22 protein-coding genes and 2 tRNA genes are annotated in these 22918 nt (G+C 73.3%); 14 read left to right on the top strand and 10 right to left on the bottom strand.

Annotated features, from left to right (window positions below):
- Positions 1 to 8: 8 nt before the first annotated feature.
- From HDG69_RS06295 to HDG69_RS06265, 7 genes are all read right to left on the bottom strand, one after another.
- The gene (locus HDG69_RS06295) at positions 9 to 836 is read right to left on the bottom strand and encodes a class I SAM-dependent methyltransferase (RefSeq protein ID WP_171782833.1); all 828 of its coding nucleotides are present in this window, start codon (positions 834 to 836) and stop codon (positions 9 to 11) included.
- 102 nt (positions 837 to 938) lie between these two features.
- Complete coding sequence (gene ettA, locus HDG69_RS06290; RefSeq protein WP_171782832.1) at positions 939 to 2621, bottom strand: energy-dependent translational throttle protein EttA; 1683 nt, start codon at positions 2619 to 2621, stop codon at positions 939 to 941.
- Between the two features lie 98 nt (positions 2622 to 2719).
- Positions 2720 to 3250 (bottom strand): single-stranded DNA-binding protein, encoded by a 531-nt coding sequence (locus HDG69_RS06285; RefSeq protein ID WP_171782831.1) that lies wholly within the window; start codon positions 3248 to 3250, stop codon positions 2720 to 2722.
- Between the two features lie 49 nt (positions 3251 to 3299).
- On the bottom strand, positions 3300 to 4877 hold the full coding sequence (locus HDG69_RS06280; RefSeq protein WP_171782830.1) for a GTPase: 1578 nt from the start codon (positions 4875 to 4877) through the stop codon (positions 3300 to 3302).
- Entirely contained in the window at positions 4874 to 6529 is a 1656-nt protein-coding gene (locus HDG69_RS06275; protein ID WP_171782829.1) for a GTPase, read from the bottom strand. Before HDG69_RS06275 ends, HDG69_RS06280 begins: the two co-directional genes overlap by 4 nt.
- A gap of 90 nt (positions 6530 to 6619) precedes the next feature.
- On the bottom strand, positions 6620 to 6940 hold the full coding sequence (locus tag HDG69_RS06270) for a DUF3467 domain-containing protein (RefSeq protein WP_171782828.1): 321 nt from the start codon (positions 6938 to 6940) through the stop codon (positions 6620 to 6622).
- Between the two features lie 99 nt (positions 6941 to 7039).
- On the bottom strand, positions 7040 to 7471 hold the full coding sequence (locus HDG69_RS06265; protein WP_171782827.1) for a group I intron-associated PD-(D/E)XK endonuclease: 432 nt from the start codon (positions 7469 to 7471) through the stop codon (positions 7040 to 7042).
- A 62-nt stretch (positions 7472 to 7533) separates the two neighbouring features.
- Here HDG69_RS06265 and HDG69_RS06260 point away from each other — a divergent pair.
- A tRNA-Arg gene (locus HDG69_RS06260) sits at positions 7534 to 7607 on the top strand.
- Positions 7608 to 7702: 95 nt separating this feature from the next.
- Here the strand turns inward: HDG69_RS06260 and HDG69_RS06255 are convergent.
- The gene (locus HDG69_RS06255; protein WP_171782826.1) at positions 7703 to 8905 is read right to left on the bottom strand and encodes an MFS transporter; all 1203 of its coding nucleotides are present in this window, start codon (positions 8903 to 8905) and stop codon (positions 7703 to 7705) included.
- A 488-nt stretch (positions 8906 to 9393) separates the two neighbouring features.
- On the opposite strand from HDG69_RS06255, the gene orn reads away from it, so the two are divergent.
- The 9 genes from orn (at position 9394) to HDG69_RS06210 (ending at position 16335) form a co-directional block, all read left to right on the top strand.
- Positions 9394 to 10032, top strand: coding sequence for an oligoribonuclease (gene orn / locus HDG69_RS06250; protein ID WP_171782825.1), 639 nt, complete (start codon positions 9394 to 9396; stop codon positions 10030 to 10032).
- Between the two features lie 58 nt (positions 10033 to 10090).
- Positions 10091 to 10166 (top strand) — tRNA-His (locus HDG69_RS06245).
- 245 nt (positions 10167 to 10411) lie between these two features.
- Complete coding sequence (locus HDG69_RS06240; RefSeq protein ID WP_171782824.1) at positions 10412 to 10927, top strand: CPBP family glutamic-type intramembrane protease; 516 nt, start codon at positions 10412 to 10414, stop codon at positions 10925 to 10927.
- A gap of 50 nt (positions 10928 to 10977) precedes the next feature.
- Positions 10978 to 12507 carry an MFS transporter gene (locus tag HDG69_RS06235; protein ID WP_171782823.1) on the top strand — a complete coding sequence of 510 codons (1530 nt, stop codon included), beginning with the start codon at positions 10978 to 10980 and terminating at the stop codon, positions 12505 to 12507.
- Positions 12508 to 12512: 5 nt separating this feature from the next.
- Positions 12513 to 13118 (top strand): TetR/AcrR family transcriptional regulator, encoded by a 606-nt coding sequence (locus HDG69_RS06230; protein WP_171782822.1) that lies wholly within the window; start codon positions 12513 to 12515, stop codon positions 13116 to 13118.
- A gap of 123 nt (positions 13119 to 13241) precedes the next feature.
- Positions 13242 to 14063 carry an ABC transporter ATP-binding protein gene (locus HDG69_RS06225; RefSeq protein ID WP_171782821.1) on the top strand — a complete coding sequence of 274 codons (822 nt, stop codon included), beginning with the start codon at positions 13242 to 13244 and terminating at the stop codon, positions 14061 to 14063.
- Positions 14060 to 14698, top strand: a complete 639-nt coding sequence (locus HDG69_RS06220) for an ABC transporter permease (RefSeq protein ID WP_171782820.1) — start codon at positions 14060 to 14062, stop codon at positions 14696 to 14698. Before HDG69_RS06225 ends, HDG69_RS06220 begins: the two co-directional genes overlap by 4 nt.
- Positions 14698 to 15384 carry an ABC transporter permease gene (locus HDG69_RS06215; RefSeq protein WP_171783216.1) on the top strand — a complete coding sequence of 229 codons (687 nt, stop codon included), beginning with the start codon at positions 14698 to 14700 and terminating at the stop codon, positions 15382 to 15384. The genes HDG69_RS06220 and HDG69_RS06215 overlap by 1 nt, the downstream gene beginning before the upstream one ends.
- A 36-nt stretch (positions 15385 to 15420) precedes the next feature.
- Positions 15421 to 16335: an ABC transporter substrate-binding protein gene (locus tag HDG69_RS06210; RefSeq protein ID WP_171782819.1), complete on the top strand. Its 915-nt coding sequence runs from the start codon at positions 15421 to 15423 to the stop codon at positions 16333 to 16335.
- Positions 16336 to 16452: 117 nt separating this feature from the next.
- Here the strand turns inward: HDG69_RS06210 and HDG69_RS06205 are convergent, their stop codons facing one another.
- Together HDG69_RS06205 and HDG69_RS06200 are read right to left on the bottom strand one after the other, a co-directional pair.
- Complete coding sequence (locus HDG69_RS06205) at positions 16453 to 17364, bottom strand: ATP-grasp domain-containing protein (protein ID WP_171782818.1); 912 nt, start codon at positions 17362 to 17364, stop codon at positions 16453 to 16455.
- A 24-nt stretch (positions 17365 to 17388) separates the two neighbouring features.
- A complete protein-coding gene (locus HDG69_RS06200) occupies positions 17389 to 18882 on the bottom strand; it encodes a dihydrolipoyl dehydrogenase family protein (RefSeq protein ID WP_171782817.1) in 1494 nt (497 codons plus the stop codon).
- 237 nt (positions 18883 to 19119) lie between these two features.
- Here HDG69_RS06200 and HDG69_RS06195 point away from each other — a divergent pair, with 237 nt between their 5' ends.
- Genes HDG69_RS06195 through HDG69_RS06180 form a run of 4 tightly spaced genes read left to right on the top strand, consistent with a single transcriptional unit; the run spans position 19120 to position 22917 of the window.
- A complete protein-coding gene (locus tag HDG69_RS06195) occupies positions 19120 to 19731 on the top strand; it encodes a biotin transporter BioY (RefSeq protein WP_171782816.1) in 612 nt (203 codons plus the stop codon).
- A gap of 2 nt (positions 19732 to 19733) precedes the next feature.
- On the top strand, positions 19734 to 21140 hold the full coding sequence (locus HDG69_RS06190) for an AMP-binding protein (protein ID WP_171782815.1): 1407 nt from the start codon (positions 19734 to 19736) through the stop codon (positions 21138 to 21140).
- Entirely contained in the window at positions 21137 to 22237 is a 1101-nt protein-coding gene (locus tag HDG69_RS06185) for an acetyl-CoA C-acyltransferase (protein ID WP_343036285.1), read from the top strand. Before HDG69_RS06190 ends, HDG69_RS06185 begins: the two co-directional genes overlap by 4 nt.
- Positions 22234 to 22917 (top strand): energy-coupling factor ABC transporter ATP-binding protein, encoded by a 684-nt coding sequence (locus HDG69_RS06180; protein WP_171782814.1) that lies wholly within the window; start codon positions 22234 to 22236, stop codon positions 22915 to 22917. The genes HDG69_RS06185 and HDG69_RS06180 overlap by 4 nt, the downstream gene beginning before the upstream one ends.
- The last annotated feature ends 1 nt before the right edge of the window (position 22918 follow it).

Below are 22918 nucleotides of genomic sequence, written 5' to 3'. Positions count from 1 at the left end.
CGATGACGTCACGTCCCCCGAGAAGAGTCCGGCTTGTGGGCGATGATCTGGAGGTACTCGCCCTCGAACCGCATGGTGCCGTCGGTCGCGAGGTTGGCGTCCCGGAAGATCCTGTCCAGGTCCGTCCGCAACGCGTCCCAGGAGTCGGCGTCGAGCGTCTCCCGCGCAGCCACCAGGGGACCGAAGTGCTTCTCGGTCCCCTGGTGGTAGGCCTCGATGCTGTCGTCGACGAAGACGTTGACCAACCGCTCGCAGCGCACCTCGAGACCGAGCGGTTCGAGGAGATCACGTACATGGCGCTCGTCGCCCCAGAGCGGAGGCGGCGTGGAACCGGCCGGCGGCGGGGGGAGGTAGGCGCTCGTCGCGCGGAACATCTGCCCGATCACACCCTCAGGTGTCCAGCAGGCGAACCCGAGGAACCCACCGGGACGGCAGACACGCGCCGCTTCGGAGGCCGCGAGCGCGTGGTCCGGCGCAAACATGTGACCGATCGCTGAGGCGACCCGGTCGAAGGCGCCGTCGGCGAAGGGCAGGTCGAGCGCATCCGCCTCCACCCACTCCAGGTCCGCACCGGCACGACGGGCACGGCGCCGGCCGGCCTCGAAGTGCTGGGCGACCAGGTCGGACGCGACGACGTCGGCGCCTCGCAGTGCCGCTGGGATGGCCACCGAGCTCCCGCTGCCGGCGGCGATGTCGAGCAGCGTCATGCCCGGGGTGATGTCCAACGCGTCGAGCAGCCGCGGACCGATCCCCTGGACGTAGCCCGCGACCTCGTCCCAGTCCCCGGCCGCCCACACGCGACGGCCCTGCTCCTGCGACGTGCGATCGACCGGCATGGCGAGTCACCTCGGAGAGTGGACTTCTCCTGGGCAACGTACGACCACCGCGACCTGCTCGCCAGTCCCGGAGGGCTCCATCGAGCCCTCCGGGAGCAGCGGTCAGTCGCGCGTCAGGCGTCGGTAGGTCACGCGGTGCGGGCGGGCCGCCTCGGCACCCAGGCGCTCGACCTTGTTCTCCTCGTAGGAGGCGAAGTTGCCCTCGAACCAGTACCAGTTCGCCGGGTCCTCCTCGGTGCCCTCGTAGGCGAGGATGTGGGTCGCGACGCGGTCGAGGAACCACCGGTCGTGGGAGACCACGACGGCGCAGCCCGGGAACTCGAGCAGCGCGTTCTCCAGGGAGCCGAGCGTCTCGACGTCCAGGTCGTTCGTCGGCTCGTCGAGCAGCAGCAGGTTGCCGCCCTGCTTGAGCGTCAGCGCGAGGTTCAGCCGGTTGCGCTCACCGCCGGAGAGCACCCCCGCCGCCTTCTGCTGGTCGGCGCCCTTGAAGCCGAACGACGCCACGTAGGCGCGCGAGGGGATCTCGACGTTGCCGACCTGGATGAAGTCGAGCCCGTCCGAGACGACCTCCCACAGCGACTTCTTCGGGTCGATGCCCCCGCGGGACTGGTCGACGTAGGAGATCTTGACGGTCTCGCCGACCTTGAGGTCGCCGCCGTCCAGCGGCTCCATGCCGACGATGGTCTTGAACAACGTCGTCTTGCCGACGCCGTTCGGGCCGATGACGCCGACGATGCCGTTGCGCGGCAGGGTGAAGGAGAGTCCGTCGATGAGCCGGCGGTCGTCGAAGCCCTTCTGCAGCCCTTCCGCCTCCAGCACCACGCTACCGAGCCGGGGACCGGCGGGGATCTGGATCTCCTCGAAGTCGAGCTTCTTGGTGCGCTCCGCCTCGGCCGCCATCTCCTCGTAGCGGGCCAGACGGGCCTTCGACTTGGTCTGGCGGCCCTTGGCGTTGGATCGCACCCACTCCAGCTCGTCCTTCAGACGCTTGGCGAGCTTCTGGTCCTTCTTGCCCTGGACCTCCAGCCGCGCCTGCTTCTTCTCCAGGTACGTGGAGTAGTTGCCCTCGTACGGGTACAGCCGGCCGCGGTCGACCTCGCAGATCCACTCGGCGACGTGGTCGAGGAAGTAGCGGTCGTGGGTGACGGCGAGCACGGCGCCCGGGTAGGTCGCCAGGTGCTGCTCCAACCACAGCACGGACTCGGCGTCCAGGTGGTTCGTCGGCTCGTCGAGCAGCAGCAGGTCCGGCTTCTCCAGCAGCAGCTTGCACAGGGCGACACGACGCCGCTCACCCCCGGAGAGCACGGTGACGTCGGCGTCCGGCGGCGGGCAGCGCAGGGCGTCCATCGCCTGCTCGAGCTGGGAGTCGAGGTCCCAGGCGTCGGCGGCGTCGATGGCCTCCTGCAGCTCGCCCATCTCCCCCATCAGCGCGTCGAAGTCGGCGTCGGGCTCGGCCATGAGCGCAGAGATCTCGTTGAAGCGGTCGACCTTGGCCTTGATCGGCCCGACCGCCTCCTCCACGTTGCCCAGCACCGTCTTCTCCTCGTTGAGGGGCGGCTCCTGCTGCAGGATGCCGACGGTGTAGCCCGGCGAGAGCCTGGCCTCACCGTTCGACGGCTGGTCGAGACCGGCCATGATCTTGAGGATCGTGGACTTCCCGGCACCGTTGGGTCCGACGACGCCGATCTTGGCACCGGGGTAGAAGTTCAGCGACACGTCGTCGAGGATGACCTTGTCGCCGTGCGCCTTGCGCGCCTTGTACATGGAGTAGATGAACTCAGCCACTGGCTCGTTTCCACCGTTCGATCGCGCTGTTGGAGTGGGACCGGCGGCACGCCGGGAGTGACGGCGTGCGACCGGTCCCCCAGCCTACGCGACACCGCTCAACCGGCGACCGGCGTCAGCGCCTCGTCCGCTCGGTCGCCACCGACGTCGTCACCGGCGTCCTCGACGAGGTCGTCGACGACGGACCGGGGGTCGTCCGTCGTCGTGGCGGCGGCCCACGGGTCGGGGCGCCGGACCGTGTCCGTGGCACCTCCGGTCGCCGGTTCGTGGACCACCCTCGTGAACCGGGTCATGCCGCGCGTCGCGTCCGGACCGACGGCGTCGGCGTCCACCACCAGGCTCGTGCGCTCCCGGCCGTCCTTGTCGGTCCACTCCTCGGTGGACAGCCGGCCGGTCAGCACCACCGGCTGGCCCTGGACGAGGGACTCGCTGACGGTCCTCGCCGCGCCGCGGAAGGCCTTGACGGTGAACCACGCAGTCCGCCCGTCGCGCCACTCGCCGCTCTGCGGGTCCCGGACCCGGCGGGTGCTGGCCACGCGGAAGCTCGTCCAGGGCACGTCGTTGGGTGACAGGTGCAGGGCGGGGCTGGTCCCGACGTAGCCGGTCACGGTGACGATCGCATCGCTCATGGTTCCTCCTGAGGTCCGGGCCGGCACCGTGCCGGCCACGACCCCAGGCTCAGGTGGACGCGGTGGCCCTGTCGCCCTCGCCGGGCGCACCTGTGGACGAGGTCCCCTCTGTGGGAAGCCTCAGAGCCCCGGTCAACGGTCGCGACGACGGCAGGTCGCGGGCCGACCGGGCGAGCTCACGCACGCGTCGGTGGTCGACGAGGACTCGTTGCGTCGGCTCACCCAGCTGGTGCACCAGCACCTCCCGGACGACCTCCCGGCCACGCCGCGCGACCTCCGCGGCACGCCGTCGCGCCAGACGGCGACGCATCGCCACCCGCACGACCGTGAGCACGACCGCTGTCACGAGGAGCAGCCCGGCGACGACCAGCAGCACCTGGTCCCACGGCCCGGGCACCTCGAGCACCGCCGTCACCGCGAGCGTCCCCACGACCACCAGGAGCAGACCCGCAGCGGCGGCGGCCCACGCGGCACGACGCATCGCCCGCGAGGACGCCGGGCCCCGCACGTCGAGGTCGACGCCCTTGAGGGCACCGGCCACCGCAGCACGGAGGCGGTCGGCACCGGACACCGACTCGGCCAGCGACCGCTGCCACCCCGGTCGCAGGGCCGCACCGGCCCTGGTCAGCCAGCGTGCCCGCGACAGGGCGATCGTGTCCCGGTCCGGCGCCGGGAGCTCGGGCATGCCGTAGCCGTTGCGCACGGCAGCACCGACCTGGCTCGCGACCGCGTCCAGCCCGGTGGCGCCCACCACGGGCTCGAGCTCACGGTCCACCGCGGCGTCCAGCTGCCACGGGACGTCCGCGGGCGTCTGCGCGAGCAGCGCCGCCGCCGCACCGTCCAGCTCGGCCGCAGCACGCCCCGCGGCGACCGATCGACGGGCGCACGCCTCCTCCAGGATCTCGCGCACACGGGAGATGCCCTCACCGGTCTTCGCGGAGACCGGCTGGACGTGCACGCCGGCGAGACCGTCGTCCGCCAGCAGACGGCCCAGGTCCTCGACGAGGTTCTCCCGCTGAGAGTCGGGCACCGTGTCGACCTGGTTGAGCACGAGCACCATGGAGGACTCCGACCCGACCTGCCCCCGCAGGTAACCGGTGTGCAGGGCGTCGTCGGCGTACTTCTGCGGGTCGACGACCCAGACGAGCAGGTCGACCAGGGGCAGCACCCGGTCCACGACCTCACGGTGGGCGGGCTCGACCGAGTCGTGGTCGGGCAGGTCCAGCAGCACCAGGCCCGCGAGCCCTGCGGCTCCGTCCCCCTCGAGATCCTCGCTGTGCGTGATGCGGCGCTCCCGGTCGACCCCGATCCAGTCCAGGAGCGGCTCGGCCCCGTCGGACCACGAGCACGAGGTGACCCGCGCCGTCGTCGGTCGTTTGACCCCGACGTCCGCGAACGTCAGCCGCGAGATCTTGTTGAACAGGCTGGACTTGCCCGACCCGGTGCCGCCGGCGAACGCCACGACGGTGTGGTCCACCCCGAGCTCGAGCCGGCGGCGCACCCCCTCGACGGCGGTCTCGACCCGCTGCGCCGTCGCGCGGTCGAGCCGGGTCCCGGCGAGCGCGAGCGCCTCGGCGAGATCCTCGGTGCGCGCACGCAGGGTCGCGTCGTGCGAGGCCGTGGTCATGTGAGTCTCCTCAGCTCGGCGAGCCGCAGGCGCAGCGCGGTGGCGGCGTCGTCGGCCAGGTCGGGTGAGTCCAGCCGTTCGAGCACCGCGTCGATCTCCGCGCCCACCATGGCCGCAGCCCGGTCGGCGAGGTCGTCCCGCAGCGACGCCACGGGCGCCGTGGCCACGTCCCCGAGCACGCGGGCGAGCAGCCGGCCGGCGTCGTCGCTGCCGGCGGCAGCAGCGAGCAGGAGGGTCGCCAGGCCACGCTCGCCGAAGCTCTTCGCGGCAGCCCGGGCCGGCGCGCCGGCATCGGGCCCGAGCAGGGCCGCCACACGCTCGTCGGAGCCGGCCACCCACGAGGCGACGGCCCGTCCCACGGCGCGCGAGCGAGCCTCGGCACGGCCGTCGGTCTCCGGGGCGGCGTACCGGCCTCCGGCGGGAGCGGCCGGACCGTCGAGGACCGCGCGCAGCCGTTCCTCGACCCGTGCTCCGGACGCGGTGAGCGTGCGCTGGGCAGCCGCCTCGACGTCGTCGCGCAGCACCTCGAGCGCCTCGGAGCGGGCGCGACCGGCCCGGCGAGAGCTGCGCGCCCGGTCCCCGCGGATCTTGACGCGGTCGATCCGGGCCGTGCCGGACAGCTCGCGCCAACGGGCCTCGACCGACGCCCCCGCGACGACGCCCGCGGCCACCGCGTCCCGGGCGAGCTTCTCGGCGGCGGGACGCTCGGCCTCGACAGTGCGACGCAGCGTCGTCGCCGACTCGGCCTGCGCCTCGACGGCGTCGGCCAGCGAGGTGACCCATCCCGGCAGCGCCGCGAGCGACCCCTTGAGGGTGCGCACCACCACGGCCCGCGACCTGTCCGGCCCGGCGAGCATGTTGAGCCACCGCTTGATCTGCCGGACGACCGCTTCGTCCAGCAGCCCTTCGTGCGGGCCCACGTCGGGGACGACGAACAGCGGGGTGTCGGTCATGCCGTGCGAGCGCAGCCTGGTCATGAGGTCGCCGCGGATCGTGGTCAGGTCGGCCTGGGGCACCCGGTTGAGCACCATCGCCACGGAGGCGCCCCGCTCGGTCGCGCGGGCCAGCGCCTGCCACGGCAGGGCGTCACCGTAGCGCGACGCCGTGGTGACGAAGAGCCACAGGTCTGCACCCTCGAGGAGCTGCTGGGCGATGGAACGGTTCTCCTGCACGAAGGAGTCGAGGTCGGGCGCGTCCAGCAGGGCGGTGCCCCGCGGGACCCCGTCGTGACGGATCACGCGCGACAGCTCGGTGATGGGGCCCTCGGCGATGACGTCCTCGTCGGCCGGGTTGAAGGCCAGGACCGGTTCGCGCGTGGTGGGGCGCAGGACGCCCGCCTGCGAGACCTCTTCGCCGAGGAGGGAGTTGTAGAGGGTGGACTTGCCCGCGCCGGTCGAGCCCGCCACGACGACGACGGCCGGCGAGCTCAGCTCGGCGAGCCGCGGCAGGAGGTGCTCGTCGAGCTGGGCCAGCAGCCGGTCGCGCGACGCCGACGCCTCGTCCGCACCGTCGATCGGCAGCGGGAGGCGGACGTCGGCGACGTCGCGGCGCAGGTCGCGGGCGACGTCGTGGACGGTGAGGCCGAGCTCCTCGGCCGCAGCAGCGTCCGGCCGCCCGCCGCGCAGGCGAGGGGCGCGCGTGGAGGATGTCACGCGCTCATCCTGGCGTGCCCGGCGGTCGCTGCCAAACGCGCGCGCCGTGCGGCCACGACTTCTCTCGCTCCCGACGGGTGAACGGTGTGTTCAGTCCCTCGCCCCGGAGCCGTCGGCCTTGCGGCCGGTCTCCCGTTCCCAGGCGTCCAGCTGCTGCGTGAGCGCCCGCGCGAGCTCGAAGACCTGCTGCGGCGGGATCCGCACCCTCGACACGACCCGGGCGGGCATCACGCGCCCTCCGGTCTGGGCACCGGTCGTCTTGTCGACCGCCGCCTTGGCCGGGGACTTCGCGGCGACGAAGTCGAGCACGAAGGAGGCCGAGGTGTGCCACACCGAGGCGAAGTCCGCGGGCACCCCCGCCTCGTGCTCGCTGGGCAGGTCGACCTGGAGCTTGAGCTCGGAGCTCGCCATGGTGGTCCTCTCGGGGCAGTGCGGGGGATGGTGCGGGCCCTTCGACCGTACCGGTCGCCGACGCCGCACCTTCGCCCGCGGCACCCCGGCCGACCGGACTCAGCGATGTCCGACAAGGTTCGCGAGACTGCGGAAGCCGGCGGCATCGAGCACGCCGGCCCGTTGACCGTTCCTGCTCGGAGTGATCCTCAGCGTGACCGACGCACCGTGGTCGCTCGGCCGGACGTAGTAGCACGCGTCTGTCTCGGGGCAGTAGACACAGACGACGTCGATCGCACTCTTGTCGACCGGTTTCGTGTGCGTTCCTTGCCGGTCGTTCCAGACAGACCGGAAGTGGACCGTGATGGAGCCCGAGCGCGCCGCGCGGTACTTCACCTGAAGCCGGTAGAAGGCACCGTCGGCGTAGGCGACGACGTCGAACGGCGCGTGCTCCGTCGCGGGGAAGAGCACGACGAAGCCCTGGCCGACGATGTCGGCGTGGGCCTTGGCAACGCCCAGGTCACCCTTGTCCTTCGTGTGGTGCTGCACCATCACCCGAGACTAGCGGATGGGTGTTCCGATGCTCTCGGCGCTGGGCTAAACTCGGCACGCTTGCCTCCGTAGCTCAGTCGGATAGAGCGGGTCACTTCTAATGACCGGGTCGCGGGTTCGAATCCTGCCGGGGGCGCCGAACTGGTCGCGAACGTGGCGAGCCGCTGCCACCAGCGAAGAAGCCGTGTGCGCGACGAGGCGGGCGAGAGATGCCGCCGCGCGGGCCCATCGTCAGTCCGCGGCCGTCGCGGGGGCACGCAGCCGCAGCGCGGCCAGCCCGCACACGAGACACACGGCGACGTTGACCGCCACGAGCACCCGGTGGTCGACGACGGCGAGGGCCGCCGCCCCGGCCAGCGTCACCAGCACGCCGGGCAGGTTGAGCACCACGTGGCTGGCGGCCCCGACGCGTCCCTGCATCCGGGCGGGGGTGCGCACCTGCCGCTCGGTCACGTACGCCACGACGGCGCTGGTGGCGGCGAAGCCGATGACGCCCATGCCCAGGACGGCCGGGACGATCCACGACCCCGCCAGCGGCACGAGCCCCAGCCCGAGGCCCACGAGGCCCAGCGAGAACACCCGCAGGCGCCCGAACCGCAGCATCAGCCGCCCGACGACGAGCCCGGCGGCCAGCCCGGCGACGCCCTGCAGCGCGGTGATCGGTCCCAGCAGCGCGGCCGCCAGCCCGAGGTGCTCGAGGATGGCGAACGCGACGGCGTTGACGAGCCCGACCGCCGCCATCGCCCAGAGGATCGCCGTGGTCATGCCGCCGAGCGGCGGCGTGGAGAAGAGGTAACGGAACCCCTCGGTGGCCTCGTCCCAGAATCCTGCCGGCACCTCGTCGTCGGGCGCCGACTCCGTGATCCGCACCGCGGCGAACACGGCGGCGGACGCGCCGAACCCCACGACTGCCGCGACCACCAGCGGCGCCGGCCCGACCCAGGCGTACACGGCGGCACCCAGCACCGGCATGGCGATGCGGAACACCTGGTCGATCGCCGTGAGCCGCCCGTTGGCGTGCCCGAGCGCCTCGTCGGGCAGCAGGTCCTTGAGGATCCCCGACTGGCACGCGGCCGTGACGTAGGCGACGGTCGCGTAGAGCACGGTGACCACGTAGACGACCCACACGTGCTCGGCGCGGGAGACCCCGAGCAGCGGCAGCAGCACGAGCGCCCCGCCCACGTACGTCCACACCAGCATCCGACGGCGGGACACCCGGTCGGCGAGGCGGCCCAGGAACGGTGCCGCGAGCGCCGGCACGCCGAGCGCGGCGAAGGTGGCGCCGCCGAGCGCAGCGCTGCCGGACAGGTCGGTGACCCACACGGCGAGGATCAGCACGAGCACCGAGTCGGCGAAGTTGGTCGACGCCCACCCGGCGGTCAGGGTGCGGAACTGCGGGGTGCGCAGGGCGAGCTCGGGTTTCGACGTCGGCACCCGCCACACGATAGGCGCCCCGGGCACTGCCGCGCTGCTACCAGCGAAAAAGCCGTGCGCGGGAGGCACCCGCCGAGGCATGCTCGGAGCACACCGCGGTGACGCCCGTCCGGTCAGATGCCGGGCGGTCGGGTGGTCCCTGGCCCGGACCGACGAACCCACGTCACGAAGGAACATCACGATGCACCCGCTCGAAGCGCACGCCGTCGCGCGCGCCATCCACCACGAACGCCTCGCCGAGGCAGAGCGCGCCCGACGCGAACGTCGGCAGCGCGAGGTCCAGGCGTCGGCGCCCCGGCGACGTCGGCAGCGCCGGCGACTCCGGCTTCGCCTCGTCGCCGTCCTCCCCGTCCGGGGATGGCGGACGGCATGACCTCGCACCAGCACGACCCCGGGAGCCCCGGTGGTGGCAGGACGTCACCGCCGGGGCTCCGTCGTGCTGCCCGCGCGTGCCTCGAGGCCCCGCCACAGACCGTAGGCTGGTTCCTGTGAGCCCGAGCAACCCGAACGACCGCATCGTGTGGATCGACTGCGAGATGACCGGACTCGACCTGCGCGCCGACGCGCTGGTCGAGGTGGCCGCCGTCGTCACCGACTCCGAGCTGAACCCGCTCGGCGACGGCGTCGACGTCGTCGTCCGGCCGCCGGCCGAGGCGCTCGCGCAGATGAACGACTTCGTCCGCGAGATGCACACGACGTCGGGCCTGCTCGACGAGCTGGACGGGGGCACCACGCTGGCCGACGCGCAGGCCCAGGTCCTCGCCTACGTGCGCGAGCACGTCCCCGAGGCCGGCAAGGCACCGTTGGCGGGCAACTCGGTCGGCACGGACAAGATGTTCCTCGACCGGGACATGGCCGAGCTCGTCGGGCACCTGCACTACCGGATCGTGGACGTCTCCTCGATCAAGGAGCTCGCGCGCCGCTGGTACCCGCGCGTGTACTTCGCCTCGCCGAAGAAGAACGGTGGGCACCGGGCGCTGGCCGACATCCTGGAGTCGATCGACGAGCTGCGCTACTACCGCGAGGCACTGCTCGTGCCGCAGCCCGGACCCGACACGAGGACAGCCAGGGCGGTCGCCGCACGCATCGAGGAGACCTCGGTCACGAACCGTCCCGCGATGTCCTGATCGCCCGGCGGAGCATGTACACTTTTCGACGGCTGAGGCACTCGTTGTCGCAGCCATGGTGGCTATAGCTCAGTCGGTAGAGCGCCTGGTTGTGGTCCAGGAGGTCGCCGGTTCAAGCCCGGTTAGCCACCCCACAGAACGAGGCCCGCACACGGACATCTGTCCGGGTGCGGGCCTCGTTCTCGTCCGTCCCATGACTTCCGGCACTCCCCCGCAGCGCACGTCGGCGAGACGATCCTCTCCTGAGCCCGCCGCACCTCTGGAGCCGTCACCATCGTCGCCGAACGCACCACCACCGCATGAGCGCCCTGGGATGGGCGCTCGCCACCGGGGTCCTGCACCTCGCCGTCGTCACCGTCGTCGTCGGGCCGCTGGTCTGGTGGTGCTCCTGGCCGTCCTGGTCACCCTGAGCCCGTCGCTGTCGTGGCGCGACGTCGGTGTGCGCAGACCGCGTGCAGGGTGGTGGGTCCCGGTGGTCGGCGTCGTCGGCGGCGCGCTGGGCCTCCAGGCCCTGATCGGCCCCCTGAGCACCGGGCTGACGCCGGACCTCGAGACCTCGCTGTTCCAGTCGCTGGTGCCGGGCCTGGACGAGGAGCTGTTCTTCCGCGGGGTGCTGCTCCTCCTGCTCGACCGGGCGCTGCGCGCCCGCCGCTCGATGTGGGGCGGCCAGGTCGGCTGGTCGGTGGTGATCTCCACCCTGCTGTTCGGGCTGGGCCACGGCCTGGCGGTACAGAGCGGCCCGGAGCTCGTCGTCGAGCCGGCGAGCATCGTCACGACGGCCCTCGTCGGGCTCCTGCTGGTCTGGCTGCGGGTGCGGTGGGACAGCCTGTGGCCCGTCTTCCTGGCGCACAACGGGTGGAACGCGAGCGTGGTGGTCGCCAACGCTCTTTCTTGAACGATGATTCAAGTTGTGAGATCGTTCAAGTATCCGACGAAGGGACCACCGTGTCGACGGTCACCACGCGCAGGACAGAGGCGCGCGCCTGGGCAGGGTTGAGCCTCCTGGCCCTGCCGACGCTGCTGCTGGGCCTGGACGTCACGGTGCTCTACCTCGCGCTGCCGAGCATGGCCACCGCCCTCGACCCGACCCCGGCACAGACCCTGTGGATCATGGACGCCTACGGGTTCTTCATCGCCGGGTTCCTCATCACGATGGGGACACTGGGCGACCGGATCGGACGTCGCCGCCTCCTCATGATCGGCATGACGGCGTTCGCGGCCTTGTCGGTCTTCGCCGCCTTCGCCCCCGGTGCCGAGCTGCTCATCCTGGCCCGCGCGCTGCTCGGTGTCGCCGGGGCGACGCTCATGCCGTCGACCCTGTCGCTGATCTCCAACATGTTCCCCGACGTGCGGCGACGCGCCGTGGCGATCGGGGTGTGGGCGACCATGTTCGCGCTCGGGATGGCTGCCGGCCCCGTGGTCGGGGGCGCCGTGGTCGACGCCTACTGGTGGGGTGCGGCGTTCCTGCTCGCCGTCCCCGTCGCGATCGTCGTCCTGGCCGGCGCGAGGACGCTGCTGCCCGAGTACGCCGACCCGCAGCCCCGGCGGCTCGACCTGATCAGCGTCGCCCTGTCCCTGGCGACCATCCTCCCGGTCGTCTACGCCGTCAAGCACGCCGCCTCCGAGGGGCCCGGCACGAGCACCGCCGTCCTGGCCGCACTGGGCCTCGCCGCCGGAGTGATGTTCGTCCGCCGCCAGCGGCGCCTGGTGTCCCCCCTGCTGGACGTCACCCTGTTCGCCGACCGGGCGTTCTCCGCGGCGCTGGCCGTCCTGCTCATCGGGCTCGTCGGCGTGGGCGGCACGATGTTCCTGGTCACCCAGTACCTCCAGCTCGTCCAGGGCCTCACCCCGTTCGTCGCCGGCCTCTGGATGGGGCCGCCCGCCATGGCGATGTTCGCCGCCGCCATCGGTGCCCCGCTGCTCTCCCGCCGCGTCCGCCCCGGTGTGGTCATGGCCCTCGCGCTCGGGGTTTCCGTCGTCGGGTACGGCCTGCTCGCCACCGTCGACGCCGGGGACATGACGCGCGTCGTGGTCGGGTTCGCGTTCGTGTACCTCGGCCTGGGTGCGGTGTCGGCCCTCGGTACCGACATGGTGGTCGGTGCGGCACCCGCCTCGAGGTCCGGCTCCGCGGCCGCGATGTCCGAGACCGTGCAGGAGCTCGGCGTCGCCGTCGGCGTCGCGCTCCTCGGCAGCCTCACCACCGCCTTCTACACCGGCCGCACGACCGTGCCGGTCGGCACCTCGCCCGAGACCGCCGAACGCCTCACCGGCAGCCTCACCGGCGCGCTCTCGGTCGCCGACCGGCTGCCCGCGGCGACCGTCCGCGCCGCGCAGGAGGTCTTCACCGCCGGGATGAACCTCGCCGCCGCCGTGGCCGGCGCGACCATCGTCGTCGCGACGATCGTGTGCCTGGTGGCGCTGCGGCACGTCCGGCCTCTCGGCGGCGGGCCGTCCGTCCCGACCGGGGCGCGGTGACGGCCGTGGATCGGGCGGGAGGGTGCCCGGGTGAGGGGAACCGGCCCGTCGACGGCCGTCGCGCCAGGGGCGACCGGCGTCGCGCCGAGATCATCGAGGCCACGCTCGCCGTCGTCACCCGCGACGGCGCGGCAGGTGTCACCCACCGGTCGGTGGCCCAGCAGGCGGGGATCACCACCAGCCTGAGCACCTACTACTTCGCCACCCTCGACGACCTGCTCGTCGCAGCACTGTGCAGCGTGGCCGACGAGTACACGAGCCGCATCCGGCGCCTGGTCGACGGCCCCGTCCAGGACCGGCTCCGCGGCCTGGCCGAGCTGATCGTCGAGTCCGGCGGACCCGGGCGGCAACGCGCCCTCGCCGAGCGTGAGCTGTCCACGATGGCCGCGCGCCGACCCGCACTGGGCCCGGTGGCTCGCCACTGGCGTGAGGGCGTGGTCGAGCTGGCCTCGACGCTGACCGACGACCCGCAGGCGGTAGCCGCCCTCGTCGCCGTCGCCGACGGCCTGTGCACGGCCGTCCTGATCGACGACGTCCCGGCCGACACCGGCTACGTCCTGGGGGTCCTCGCCCGGGCGATGGGCACGCCTCACCCCGACCGACACCCCTGAGCCCCGGTCTCAGCCGGACCCGATCCCAAGTCCACGCCCGACCGGCGGGTTCTCTCGCGCACCTGGCGTGAATGTGGTCGGGTAGGTCGTCGGAACCCGCCGACCTCTGGGAGGGGCAGTCCCATGATCGAGTTCCGATCAGTCACGAAGACCTACCCGGACGGCACCCATGCCGTCGCGGACTTCGACCTCGTGGTACCACCGCACAGGACGACGGTCTTCGTCGGCTCGTCCGGCTGCGGGAAGACGACGCTGCTGCGGATGATCAACCGGATGGTCGAGCCGACCTCCGGCACGATCGAGATCGACGGCGAGTCGATCCTGGACCGCGATGCCGTGCGGCTGCGACGCAGCATCGGCTACGTGCTGCAGAACGGTGGACTCCTCCCCCACCACCGCGTCATCGACAACGTCGCCACCGTCCTGCGTCTCGACGGCGTGCCGAAGCGCGAGGCCCGTGACCGCGCCATGGAGGTGCTCGACGTCGTCGGCCTGGACCGAGCGCTGGCCGAGCGGTACCCCAGCCAGCTGTCCGGTGGTCAGCAGCAGCGGGTCGGGGTGGCACGCGCCCTGGCCGCCGACCCCAACATCCTGCTCATGGACGAGCCGTTCGGTGCCGTCGACCCCATCGTGCGCGCCGAGCTGCAGACCGAGACGCTCCGACTGCAGCAGGAGCTGCACAAGACCGTCGTCTTCGTCACCCACGACATCGACGAGGCGTTCCTGCTCGGCGACCAGGTCGTCATCCTCGAGAAGTGCGCCCAGGTCGCCCAGGTCGGTTCACCGAGCGAGATCATCGAGAACCCCGCCAGCGACTTCGTGGCGAGCTTCATCGGGACCGAGCGCGGTGCGCGCGCGCTGCGCACCAAGCAGACCGACCGTGGCACGGTGCTCGTCGACACCGCGGGCCGCACCCAGGGGGTCCTCGTCGAGGGCGCCCCATGACCTGGGTGCTGAACAACCTCGACCTCATCGGCCGGTTGACGGTGGAGCACCTGCGGCAGAGCGCGATACCGATCATGCTGGGCCTGGCCCTGTCGATCCCGGCGGGCTGGTTCGCCTTCCGGTTCCGGCTCACGCGCGGCCTGCTGCTCACGTTCGTGGGCCTTCTCTACACGATCCCGTCGCTCGCGCTCTTCGCCCTGCTGCCTCCGCTGCTGGGCATCAGCTTCCTGTCCGAGGTCAACCTCGTCGTGGCGCTGACGATCTACGCCGTGGCGATCATGACCAGGTTCGTGGCGGACGCCCTCGCCTCGGTCGAGCCCTCGGTGCGCCAGGCGGCCGTCGCCGTCGGGTACGGCGCCTGGCAGCGCTTCTGGCGGGTCGATCTCCCCCTGGCCGGTCCGGTGGTCCTCGCGGGCCTCCGGGTGACCGCGGTCTCCACGATCTCGCTCGCCACCGTCGGCATCCTCATCGGCATCGACAACCTCGGCTACCTGTTCACGAACGGGTATCAGCGCCAGATCGTGCCGGAGATCCTCGCCGGGGTGGTAGCCGTCGTCGTCATCGCCCTGATCGTCGACGGGCTGCTGGTCCTGGCGGGTCGGGCGCTCATGCCGTGGACCAGGAAGGGGTCGTGATGGGCCTCTTCGGCGACGCGATCGCGTGGATCTTCTCCCCCGACCGGCAGACCGGTTCCCTGCCGCTGTCCGAGGCGATCGGTACCCACCTGGCGTTCACCGTCGTCTCCGTGCTGATCGCCGCCGCGGTCGCGGTGCCGGCGGGGTGGCTCATCGGGCACACGGGGCGCGGCCGTGAGGTGGCCGTCGCCCTGTCGGGCGCGGCGAGGGCGGTGCCGTCGTTCGGGCTGGTCCTCCTTCTCGTCCTGGTACTGGGCGTCACCCACAAGGTCGGCGCCTCGACGACGGCCTTCGTGCTGCTGGCGATCCCCCCGATCCTCGCCGGGGCCTACTCGGGGGTCGAGGCGGTGGACCGGCGCGTGGTCGACGGCGCCCGGTCCGTCGGCATGACACCCGCCCAGGTCCTCGGCAAGGTCGAGGTCCCCCTCGGGCTGCCCCTGCTGATCGGCGGCCTGCGGTCGGCGACGCTCCAGGTGGTGGCGACGGTGACCCTCGCCGGCTACGTCGGCAGCTGGGGCCTCGGCTTCTACATCGTCCAGGGCATCCAGATCCGCAACTTCGCCCAGATCCTCGGCGCCGCACTCGTCATCGTGGTGCTCGCCGTCGTGCTGGACGCCCTCTTCGCGATCCTCGAGCGACTCGTCGTGCCCGCCGGCGTCAGCGCACGCCGCGCGCCGGAGAACTGACCACCCCCTCTCTGACAGCCCCACGAAAGGCAGATCATGCGTACCACCCGACGGACCACCGCCCTCGTCGCCGCAGCAGCCGCCACGATGCTGACCCTGTCCGCCTGCGGCGGCGACACCGACCCGTTGGCCCAGGGCACGGGCGACGACGAGCCCTCGGCACCCGACACGATCGTCGTCGGGTCCCAGGCGTACTACTCCAACGAGATCGTCGCGGAGATCTACGCCCAGGCTCTGGAGGCCGACGGGTTCACCGTCGAGCGGAACTTCTCCATCGGCCAGCGCGACGCCTACATGCCGGCCCTGGAGGACGGCGAGGTCCAGGTGTTCCCCGAGTACACCGGCAACCTGCTGCAGTTCTTCGACCCGGAGACCACCGCGACCTCCTCCGACGACGTGTACGTCGCGCTCCAGGAGGCGCTGCCGGACTCCCTGGCCGTCCTCGAGCAGTCGACGGCCACCGACCAGGACTCCTACAACGTCACGGCCGACTTCGCCGCGGCCCACGACCTGGTCGGCATCGGCGACCTCGCGGACGTCGACGAGGAGATCGTCGTCGGTGGTCCGGCGGAGCTCGAGGAGCGCCCCTACGGCCCGCAGGGCCTGGCGGACGTCTACGGCGTGGACGTCTCCTTCGAGGCGACCGGTGACACCACGGTCCAGGACCTGGTGGCCGGCACCGTCAACGTCGCCAACGTGTTCAGCGCCGACCCGCGCATCCAGACCGAGGGGCTGGTCACGCTGGAGGACACCGAGGGCCTCTTCCTCGCCTCGAACGTGGTCCCGCTCGTCGGGGCGGGCGTGGCCGAGGAGGTCGCCTCCGCCCTCGACCCGGTCAGTGCCGCCCTGACCCCGGAGGGCCTGGTGGACCTCAACGTGCGGTCCACCGAGGAGCAGCTCTCCAGCAGCGAGATCGCCGCCGACTGGCTGGCCGAGAACGACCTGGGCTGACGAGAGGCGCACCGACAGGGTGGGATCTCCTCCTCGCGCGGTCGTCAGACCGGAAGCGGAGGGCGCGCAGCGCCCGTGAGCGCGACCGCGCGAGGAGGAGATCCCACCCTGTCGGGCTCAGCCCAGGCGGGACACGATGGCGTCGGCGAGCGCGCCGGCCGTCCCGGCACCACCGTCGTGACGCAGCCACAGCGACGGCTCGGTCAGCTCGAGCTCGATGACGGTCGGGGACTCCTCGCCACCCACCAGGTCGACGCGCGCGTAGAGGAACGGCTCGTTCACGCCGAGCTGTTCGTGGGCGACGGCGAGCGCACGCCGTGCCACCTCGACCTCGGCCTCCGTCGCGTCGACCGGCCGCATCTTCTCCTGGGCGTAGAGGCCCTGCGTCGGCCGGCTCGGACCGGTCAGCAGGGCGTTCTTGCGCACCGAGTGACGCACCTCGCCCTCGACGAAGACCAGGCACGTCTCACCCTGGGTGTCCACGCTGGTCACGTACGGCTGGATCATCACCGCGCGACCGTCGTCGAGCAGCGACTTCGCGTGCTGGATGGCCAGCGCCCGCGACGCGGAGCTGACCGGCTGGTAGCGGCCGGTGTCCTGGGCCCCGGCGGAGACGACGGGCTTGACGACGAAGTCCCCGAAAGCAGGCATGCGCGTGTGGATCGCGCGCTTGGACAGGTGACGCTCGGGGTCGAGCCAGATGGTCGGGATGACGGGGACCCCGGCGGCCTCGAGCACCTTGAGGTAGGTCTTGTCGGTGTTCCACGCGATGACGTCGGCAGGGTTGGCCAGGCGGGGCACCGAGCGTGCCCACTGCACGAACTCGTCGCGGCGGGGCGAGTAGTCGTACGTGGACCGGACGACGACGAGGTCGAAGACGGACCAGTCGACCTCCGGGTCGTCCCACACCACGGTCTCGGCACTGATGCCGCGGGCCGCGAGGGCGGGGACGAGAGGTCGGTCGTCGGCGTCGAGGTCGGGCAGGACGGAGCAGGTGGCGAGTCCGACTCGCTTCGTCGTCGTGGTCACGGCCCAGAGCCTAGCTGTTGGGCGTCACAACCCGTACTCCTCGGCGAACCGCAGCCAGACCTCCGAGACGGTGGGGAAGACGGGCACGGCGTGCCACAAGCGGTCGAGCGGCACCTCGCCGACGACGGCGACCGTGGCCGCGTGCAGCATCTCGCTCGCGTCGGGGCCCACGAAGGTGGCGCCGACGAGCACCTGGCGCTCGGTGTCCACCAGCACCTGGGCGCGGCCCGCGTAGTCCGGTGACGTCACGGCGGCACCGGCGACCCAGGACAGGTCGTAGGACACCGCGCGCACCGGCAGGCCCGCTTCCCGGGCCTCGGCCTCGGTCGGGCCCACCCATGCCACCTGCGGGCGCGTGAACACCACCTGCGTCCGGGCGGTGTGGTCGGCGCTGGCCGCGTACCGGGTCCAGGACCGTGCGCCCTCCGGCGGCATCTCGGGCGCGCCGTTGTCGGGGCCGTAGAGGCGCGCGACGACGTCCCCGGCGACGCGCCCCTCGTACTTGCCCTGGTGCGTGGTCGCGACGCGGCCCGTGACGTCGCCGCAGGCGAACAACCAGGGGCGGCCTCCGGCGGCCCGGGCGGTTCCCCGCACGGCCATGGAGTCGTCGGTGTCCAGCGGTACGTCGGTCGCGAGCCCGACGGAGTCCAGCCCGACGTCCGCCGTCCGCGGCCGGCGGCCGGTCGCGACGAGCAGCTCGGCGGCCGTCACCTGCTCGACGCCCCGCCCCTCGCGGACGGTCACGGTCACCGGACCACCGATCTCGGGTCGGGAGACCTCGCTGACCTCGGCGTCGAGCCGGACGTCGACCCCGGCCTCGCGCAGCGCCTCGACGACGGCTTCCCCGGCGAACCGCTCGGCACCACCGAGCAGGGCGCTGCGTGCCAGGAGGGTGACCCGCGACCCCAGGTCCGCGTAGGCGGTCGCCATCTCGCAGGCCACCACGCCGCCACCGACCACGACGAGCGACGCCGGCACCTCCTCGGCGGCGGTCGCCTCGCGGGAGGTCCACGGGCTCGCCTCCGCGAGGCCGGGCACGGGGGGCAGGACGGGCGCGCTGCCGGTGGCCACGACGACGGCGCAGCGCGCGTGCAGCAGGCGCGTGGCGCCGTCGTCGTCGCCGGATCCGGGTTCGGGGGCGACCTCGACCACCCGCTCCCGGATCAGCCGGCCATGGCCCCGCACGAGGGCGATCCCGGCCGAGGCCAGCCAGCGCTCCTGCCCCGAGTCGTCACCCTCACCGGTGGTCTCGTCGCGCCAGGCGAGCACCGCTGCCGCGTCGAGCGGGCCGGGGTCCGCCACGCCCGGGGTGGCCCGGGCGGCGGCACGGACCGCGCCGGGGCGCAGCAGGGTCTTGGAGGGGATGCACGCCCAGTAGGAGCACTCCCCGCCGACGAGCTCGGCCTCCACGACGGCGACCGAGAGCCCCGTCGCGGAGGCCCGTGCCGCCGCGTTCTCCCCCACCGGTCCGGCACCGATGACGATCACGTCGTAGGTCTGATCCGCGCTGGCTGCCATGCGGGCATCCTGTCGCGACACACCGCTCCCCGCCACCCCGTCGGCGCCTTGGCCGGTTCCCCCACCGCTCTCCGAGATGGTTTGGTGGTTCCCGCAACCGCTTGTGCGATTCGTGCACGACGGCGTGACGCGGGTGGGCACGACGCCCGGCGCCGCGACCACGACGGGACCAGCAGAGTGGGAGTCGCGGCGGCCGACGCGGCCGCACCACGCACCGACGACGAACGAGGAGCACCGATGACCGAGGCCACGGGCCCGACCGGCACAGGCACCCGGACCGCTTCGCGCGCCCTGGACGCCGCGGACGCCGCACGCGTCGCGACGTTCGCGGCGCTCATCGCGGTCCTCGGCATGCCGGGGTCGTTGAGCCTGTTCGGCAACGCCGTGCCGATCACGCTGCAGACCCTCGGCGTGATGCTCGCCGGCGCGGTGCTCGGCGCCCGGCGCGGGGCGCTGGCCGTGCTGACGTTGCTCGCCCTCGTGGCCGCCGGGCTGCCCCTGCTCGCCGGCGGCCGGGGCGGGCTGGGCGTGTTCGCGGGCCCCTCGGCGGGCTACCTGGTGGGCTTCGTCGCCGGGGCGTTCGTCGTCGGTCTGCTGGTCGAGCGCCTGCGCCGGGTGACGTTCCTGGGCGTGCTGCTCGCCGCCCTCGTGGGGGGTGTCGGCGTCGTCTATGCCTGCGGGCTGCCCGTCCAGGCTCTCGTGACCGGCGTCCCGCTGACCCAGACCGCCTGGTTGTCCCTGGCGTTCCTGCCGGGGGACCTGCTCAAGGCTCTCGCCTGCGCCGGGGTCACGGTGGCGGTCGCCCGCGCCTACCCTGCCGCCCTGCGGTCCCGCACGCGGGAGGACTGAGGGTGCCGGTCGCCCACCACGTCCTGCAGCACGCGGCCGGATCCACCCGGGACCGGCCCGCACTGCGCTCCGGCGCGCGCCGTCGGACGTACGGCGAGCTGGCGGCCGACGCCCGCGCCGGGGCCGAGCACCTGAGGGCTACCGGCACCCGTCCCCGCGACCTGGTGGCCCTGCTGCTGCACGACCCCCTGGACACCGTCGTCGCGCTGCTCGCGGTCGATCTCGTGGGCGCGACGGCTCTGGTGGCGGACCCGGCCTGGCCCGTGCACCAGCGCGCCGAGGTGCTGCGCACCCTGGAGCCGGACGTCGTCGTGCACGTCCCGCTGCCGCGCGCCTCCCCGGGCGCCGCCCTCGGCGACCCCGGCCCGCGGCCCGACGACACGTCGGTGGCGTGGGCAGGGTTCTCCTCCGGCAGCACGGGCCGACCGCGCGCCGTGGTGCGCACGCGCGGGTCGTGGACCCGGTCGTTCGACCACGTCACCTCCTTCATCGGCTCGCGCGAGACCGACACGGTCGTGGTGACCGGGCCCCTGGCCAGCTCGCTGCACTGCTTCGCCACGGTCCATGCGCTCGCCGTCGGCGCCTGCGCACACCTCGCCCCCGGGACGTCCGCGACGACCGCCGCGCTGGCCACCGGCGACGTCGTCCACCTCGTGCCCTCCCGCCTGGACGACGTGCTCGACGCCCTCGACGGCGGGGCGCCCTCGCGGCTGCGTACCGCCGTCGTCGGCGGCGCCGGGCTCGACCCGGTCCAGCGTGAGCGTGCCGCGGCCCACGGCATCGAGGTCGTGGCCTACTACGGCGCCGTCGAGCTGAGCTTCGTCGCCGTGGACACCGGCACCGGCCTGCGGGCGTTCCCCGAGGTCGAGCTCGCCGTCCGCCCCCTGCCGGGCACGAGCCTCGGCGAGGTCTGGGTGCGCTCGCCGTGGGTCTCCCTCGGCTATCTCGCCGGGGCCAGAGGTCCCCTGCGGCGGGACGGTGCGTGGGCCACCGTGGGTGACCTCGCGGAGCTGCCGGGCGTGCTGGGCGACGCCCCGGCCCTGACCCTCCGGGGTCGTGGCGACGGTGCCGTCCTGACGGCGGGCGCCACCGTGGTGCCCGAGGACGTCGAGGCGGCGCTGCGCCCCGTCCCCGGGGTGCGCGACGTCGTCGTGGCCGGCGCCCCGCACCGCCGGCTCGGCGCGGTCGTCGTCGCCGTCGTCGAGGCCGACGACCGCCCCGGTCTGCGAGCGCACCTGGAGCGCGTCGCCCGCGCCACCCTGGCCCCCGCCCAGCGGCCGCGTCGCTGGTACCGGGTGGACGGCCTGCCGCGCACGGGAGACGGCAAGCCGGCCCGCGCCGTGCTCGGGGCCTTCTTCGCCGGGAACCACCCGACGGCTGACGCGGGCGACCTGACGGTGCTGCGGTGAGCGTGATCGTCGCCGCACGGCGCACCTGGGTGGGCGTCGCGGGCCGGGGCCACGCGGCCACAGACGAGACGACGCTGGCCGCGGCCGTCCTGGCCGCCGCCGGGCAGGACGCCCGGGCCGACACCGTCGACGACGTCGTGCTCGGCAACGCCGCGGGCCACGGTGGCAACGTCGCCCGGCGAGCCGCCCTCGCCACCGGGCTGACCGCACCGGGCGTCACCGTGGACCGGCAGTGCGCCTCCGGCCTGGCCGCGATCGTCACGGGCGCCGCGCTGATCGACGCCGGGCAGGCGGGCACCGTGCTGGCCGGCGGCGTGGAGAGCGGGTCGCGTGCGCCCGTGCGGGCGCACGGCCCCGTGACCTACTCCCCTGCGTCGTTCACCCCGCCGCCGTGGGCCGACCCCGGCCTGGGACCGGCGGCCGAGCGGCTCGCCCAGGTCCGCGGCGTCGACCGCGAGCGCCAGCACCGCTGGGCGGTCCGCTCGCACGCTCGGGTCCTCGCGGCGCACGCGGCCGGCCGGTTCGCCGCCGAGACCGTCGCGGTCGGCGCCCTGGACCGGGACGAGCATGCCCGGACCCTGGACACGCGTGTGCTCGACCGGCTCCCCGGGGCGTTCGCGCCCCGTGGGACGGTGACCGCGGCCTCCGCCGCACCGGTGGGTGACGGCGCGGCCGCCGTCGTCCTGGTGCACGACGGCGCTCGCGGTGGGTCGCCGGGCCTGCGGGTCGTCGCGACCGCCACCTGCGGGGCCGACCCCGCGTGGCCGATGCTCGCGCCGGTGGCCGCGGTCCGGGCCGCGTGCTCCCGGGCCGGGGTCGCTCTCGACGAGGTCGCGGCGGTCGAGCTCGTCGAGGCGTTCGCCGCCCAGGCGCTCGCGGTCACCGAGGACCTGGAGGTGGGCGACGACCCGCGGTGGAGCCCCGACGGCGGCACCCTGGGCCTGGGCCATCCCTTCGGCGCGAGCGGGGCCGTCGCGGTGGTCCGGCTGTTCGCCCGGCTGGTCGCCGGTGGTGCGCCCGCGGGCACCCTGGGTCTCGCGACGGCCGCAGCCGCCGGCGGCGTCGGGGTCGCGCTGCTGGTCGAGGTGGTCCGGTGACCGAGGTGGTGCTGGAGGGCGTGCACGTGCGCCACGGCGAGCGCGAGGTGCTGCACGACGTGTCGCTGCGCCTCCGCGAGCGGCGCGTCGCCGTGATCGGTGCGAACGGGTCGGGCAAGTCGACGCTGGCACGCCTGCTCAACGGGCTGGTGCTGCCGTCCTCGGGACGTGTGAGCGTCGACGGTCTCGACACCCGACGGCGTGGCCGCGAGGTGCGGCGCCGTGTGGGTTTCGTCTTCACCGACCCCGACGCGCAGATCATCATGCCGACCGTCGCCGAGGACGTCGCCTACTCCCTGCGCCGCTCGGGGCTGTCGAAGGTCGAGGTCGCTGCACGGGTGGCTGCCGAGCTCGACCGGCACGGCCTCGCCGGCCACGCCGACCACCCCGCGCACCTGCTCTCCGGCGGTCAGAAGCAGCTCCTGGCCCTGACGAGCGTGCTCGTCACCGACCCACGGCTGGTGGTGGCCGACGAACCGACCACCCTGCTCGACCTGCGCAACACCCGCGCCGTCGCCGAACGGCTCGCCGCCCTCGACCAGCACGTCGTGCTCGTCACCCACGACCTGGAGCTGGTGACGGGCTTCGACCGCGTCCTGGTGGTCGACGGCGGCCGCGTGGTGGTCGACGACGTCCCGGCGGTCGCCGTGCCCGCCTACCGCCGGCTCATGGGCGCCTGAG

Source organism: Isoptericola halotolerans (assembly GCF_013149785.1).
Classification (GTDB): Bacteria; Actinomycetota; Actinomycetes; order Actinomycetales; family Cellulomonadaceae; genus Isoptericola; species Isoptericola halotolerans.
Note: the sequence above shows the minus strand (reverse complement) of the source record. Positions and strands in the feature narration are given on the sequence as shown.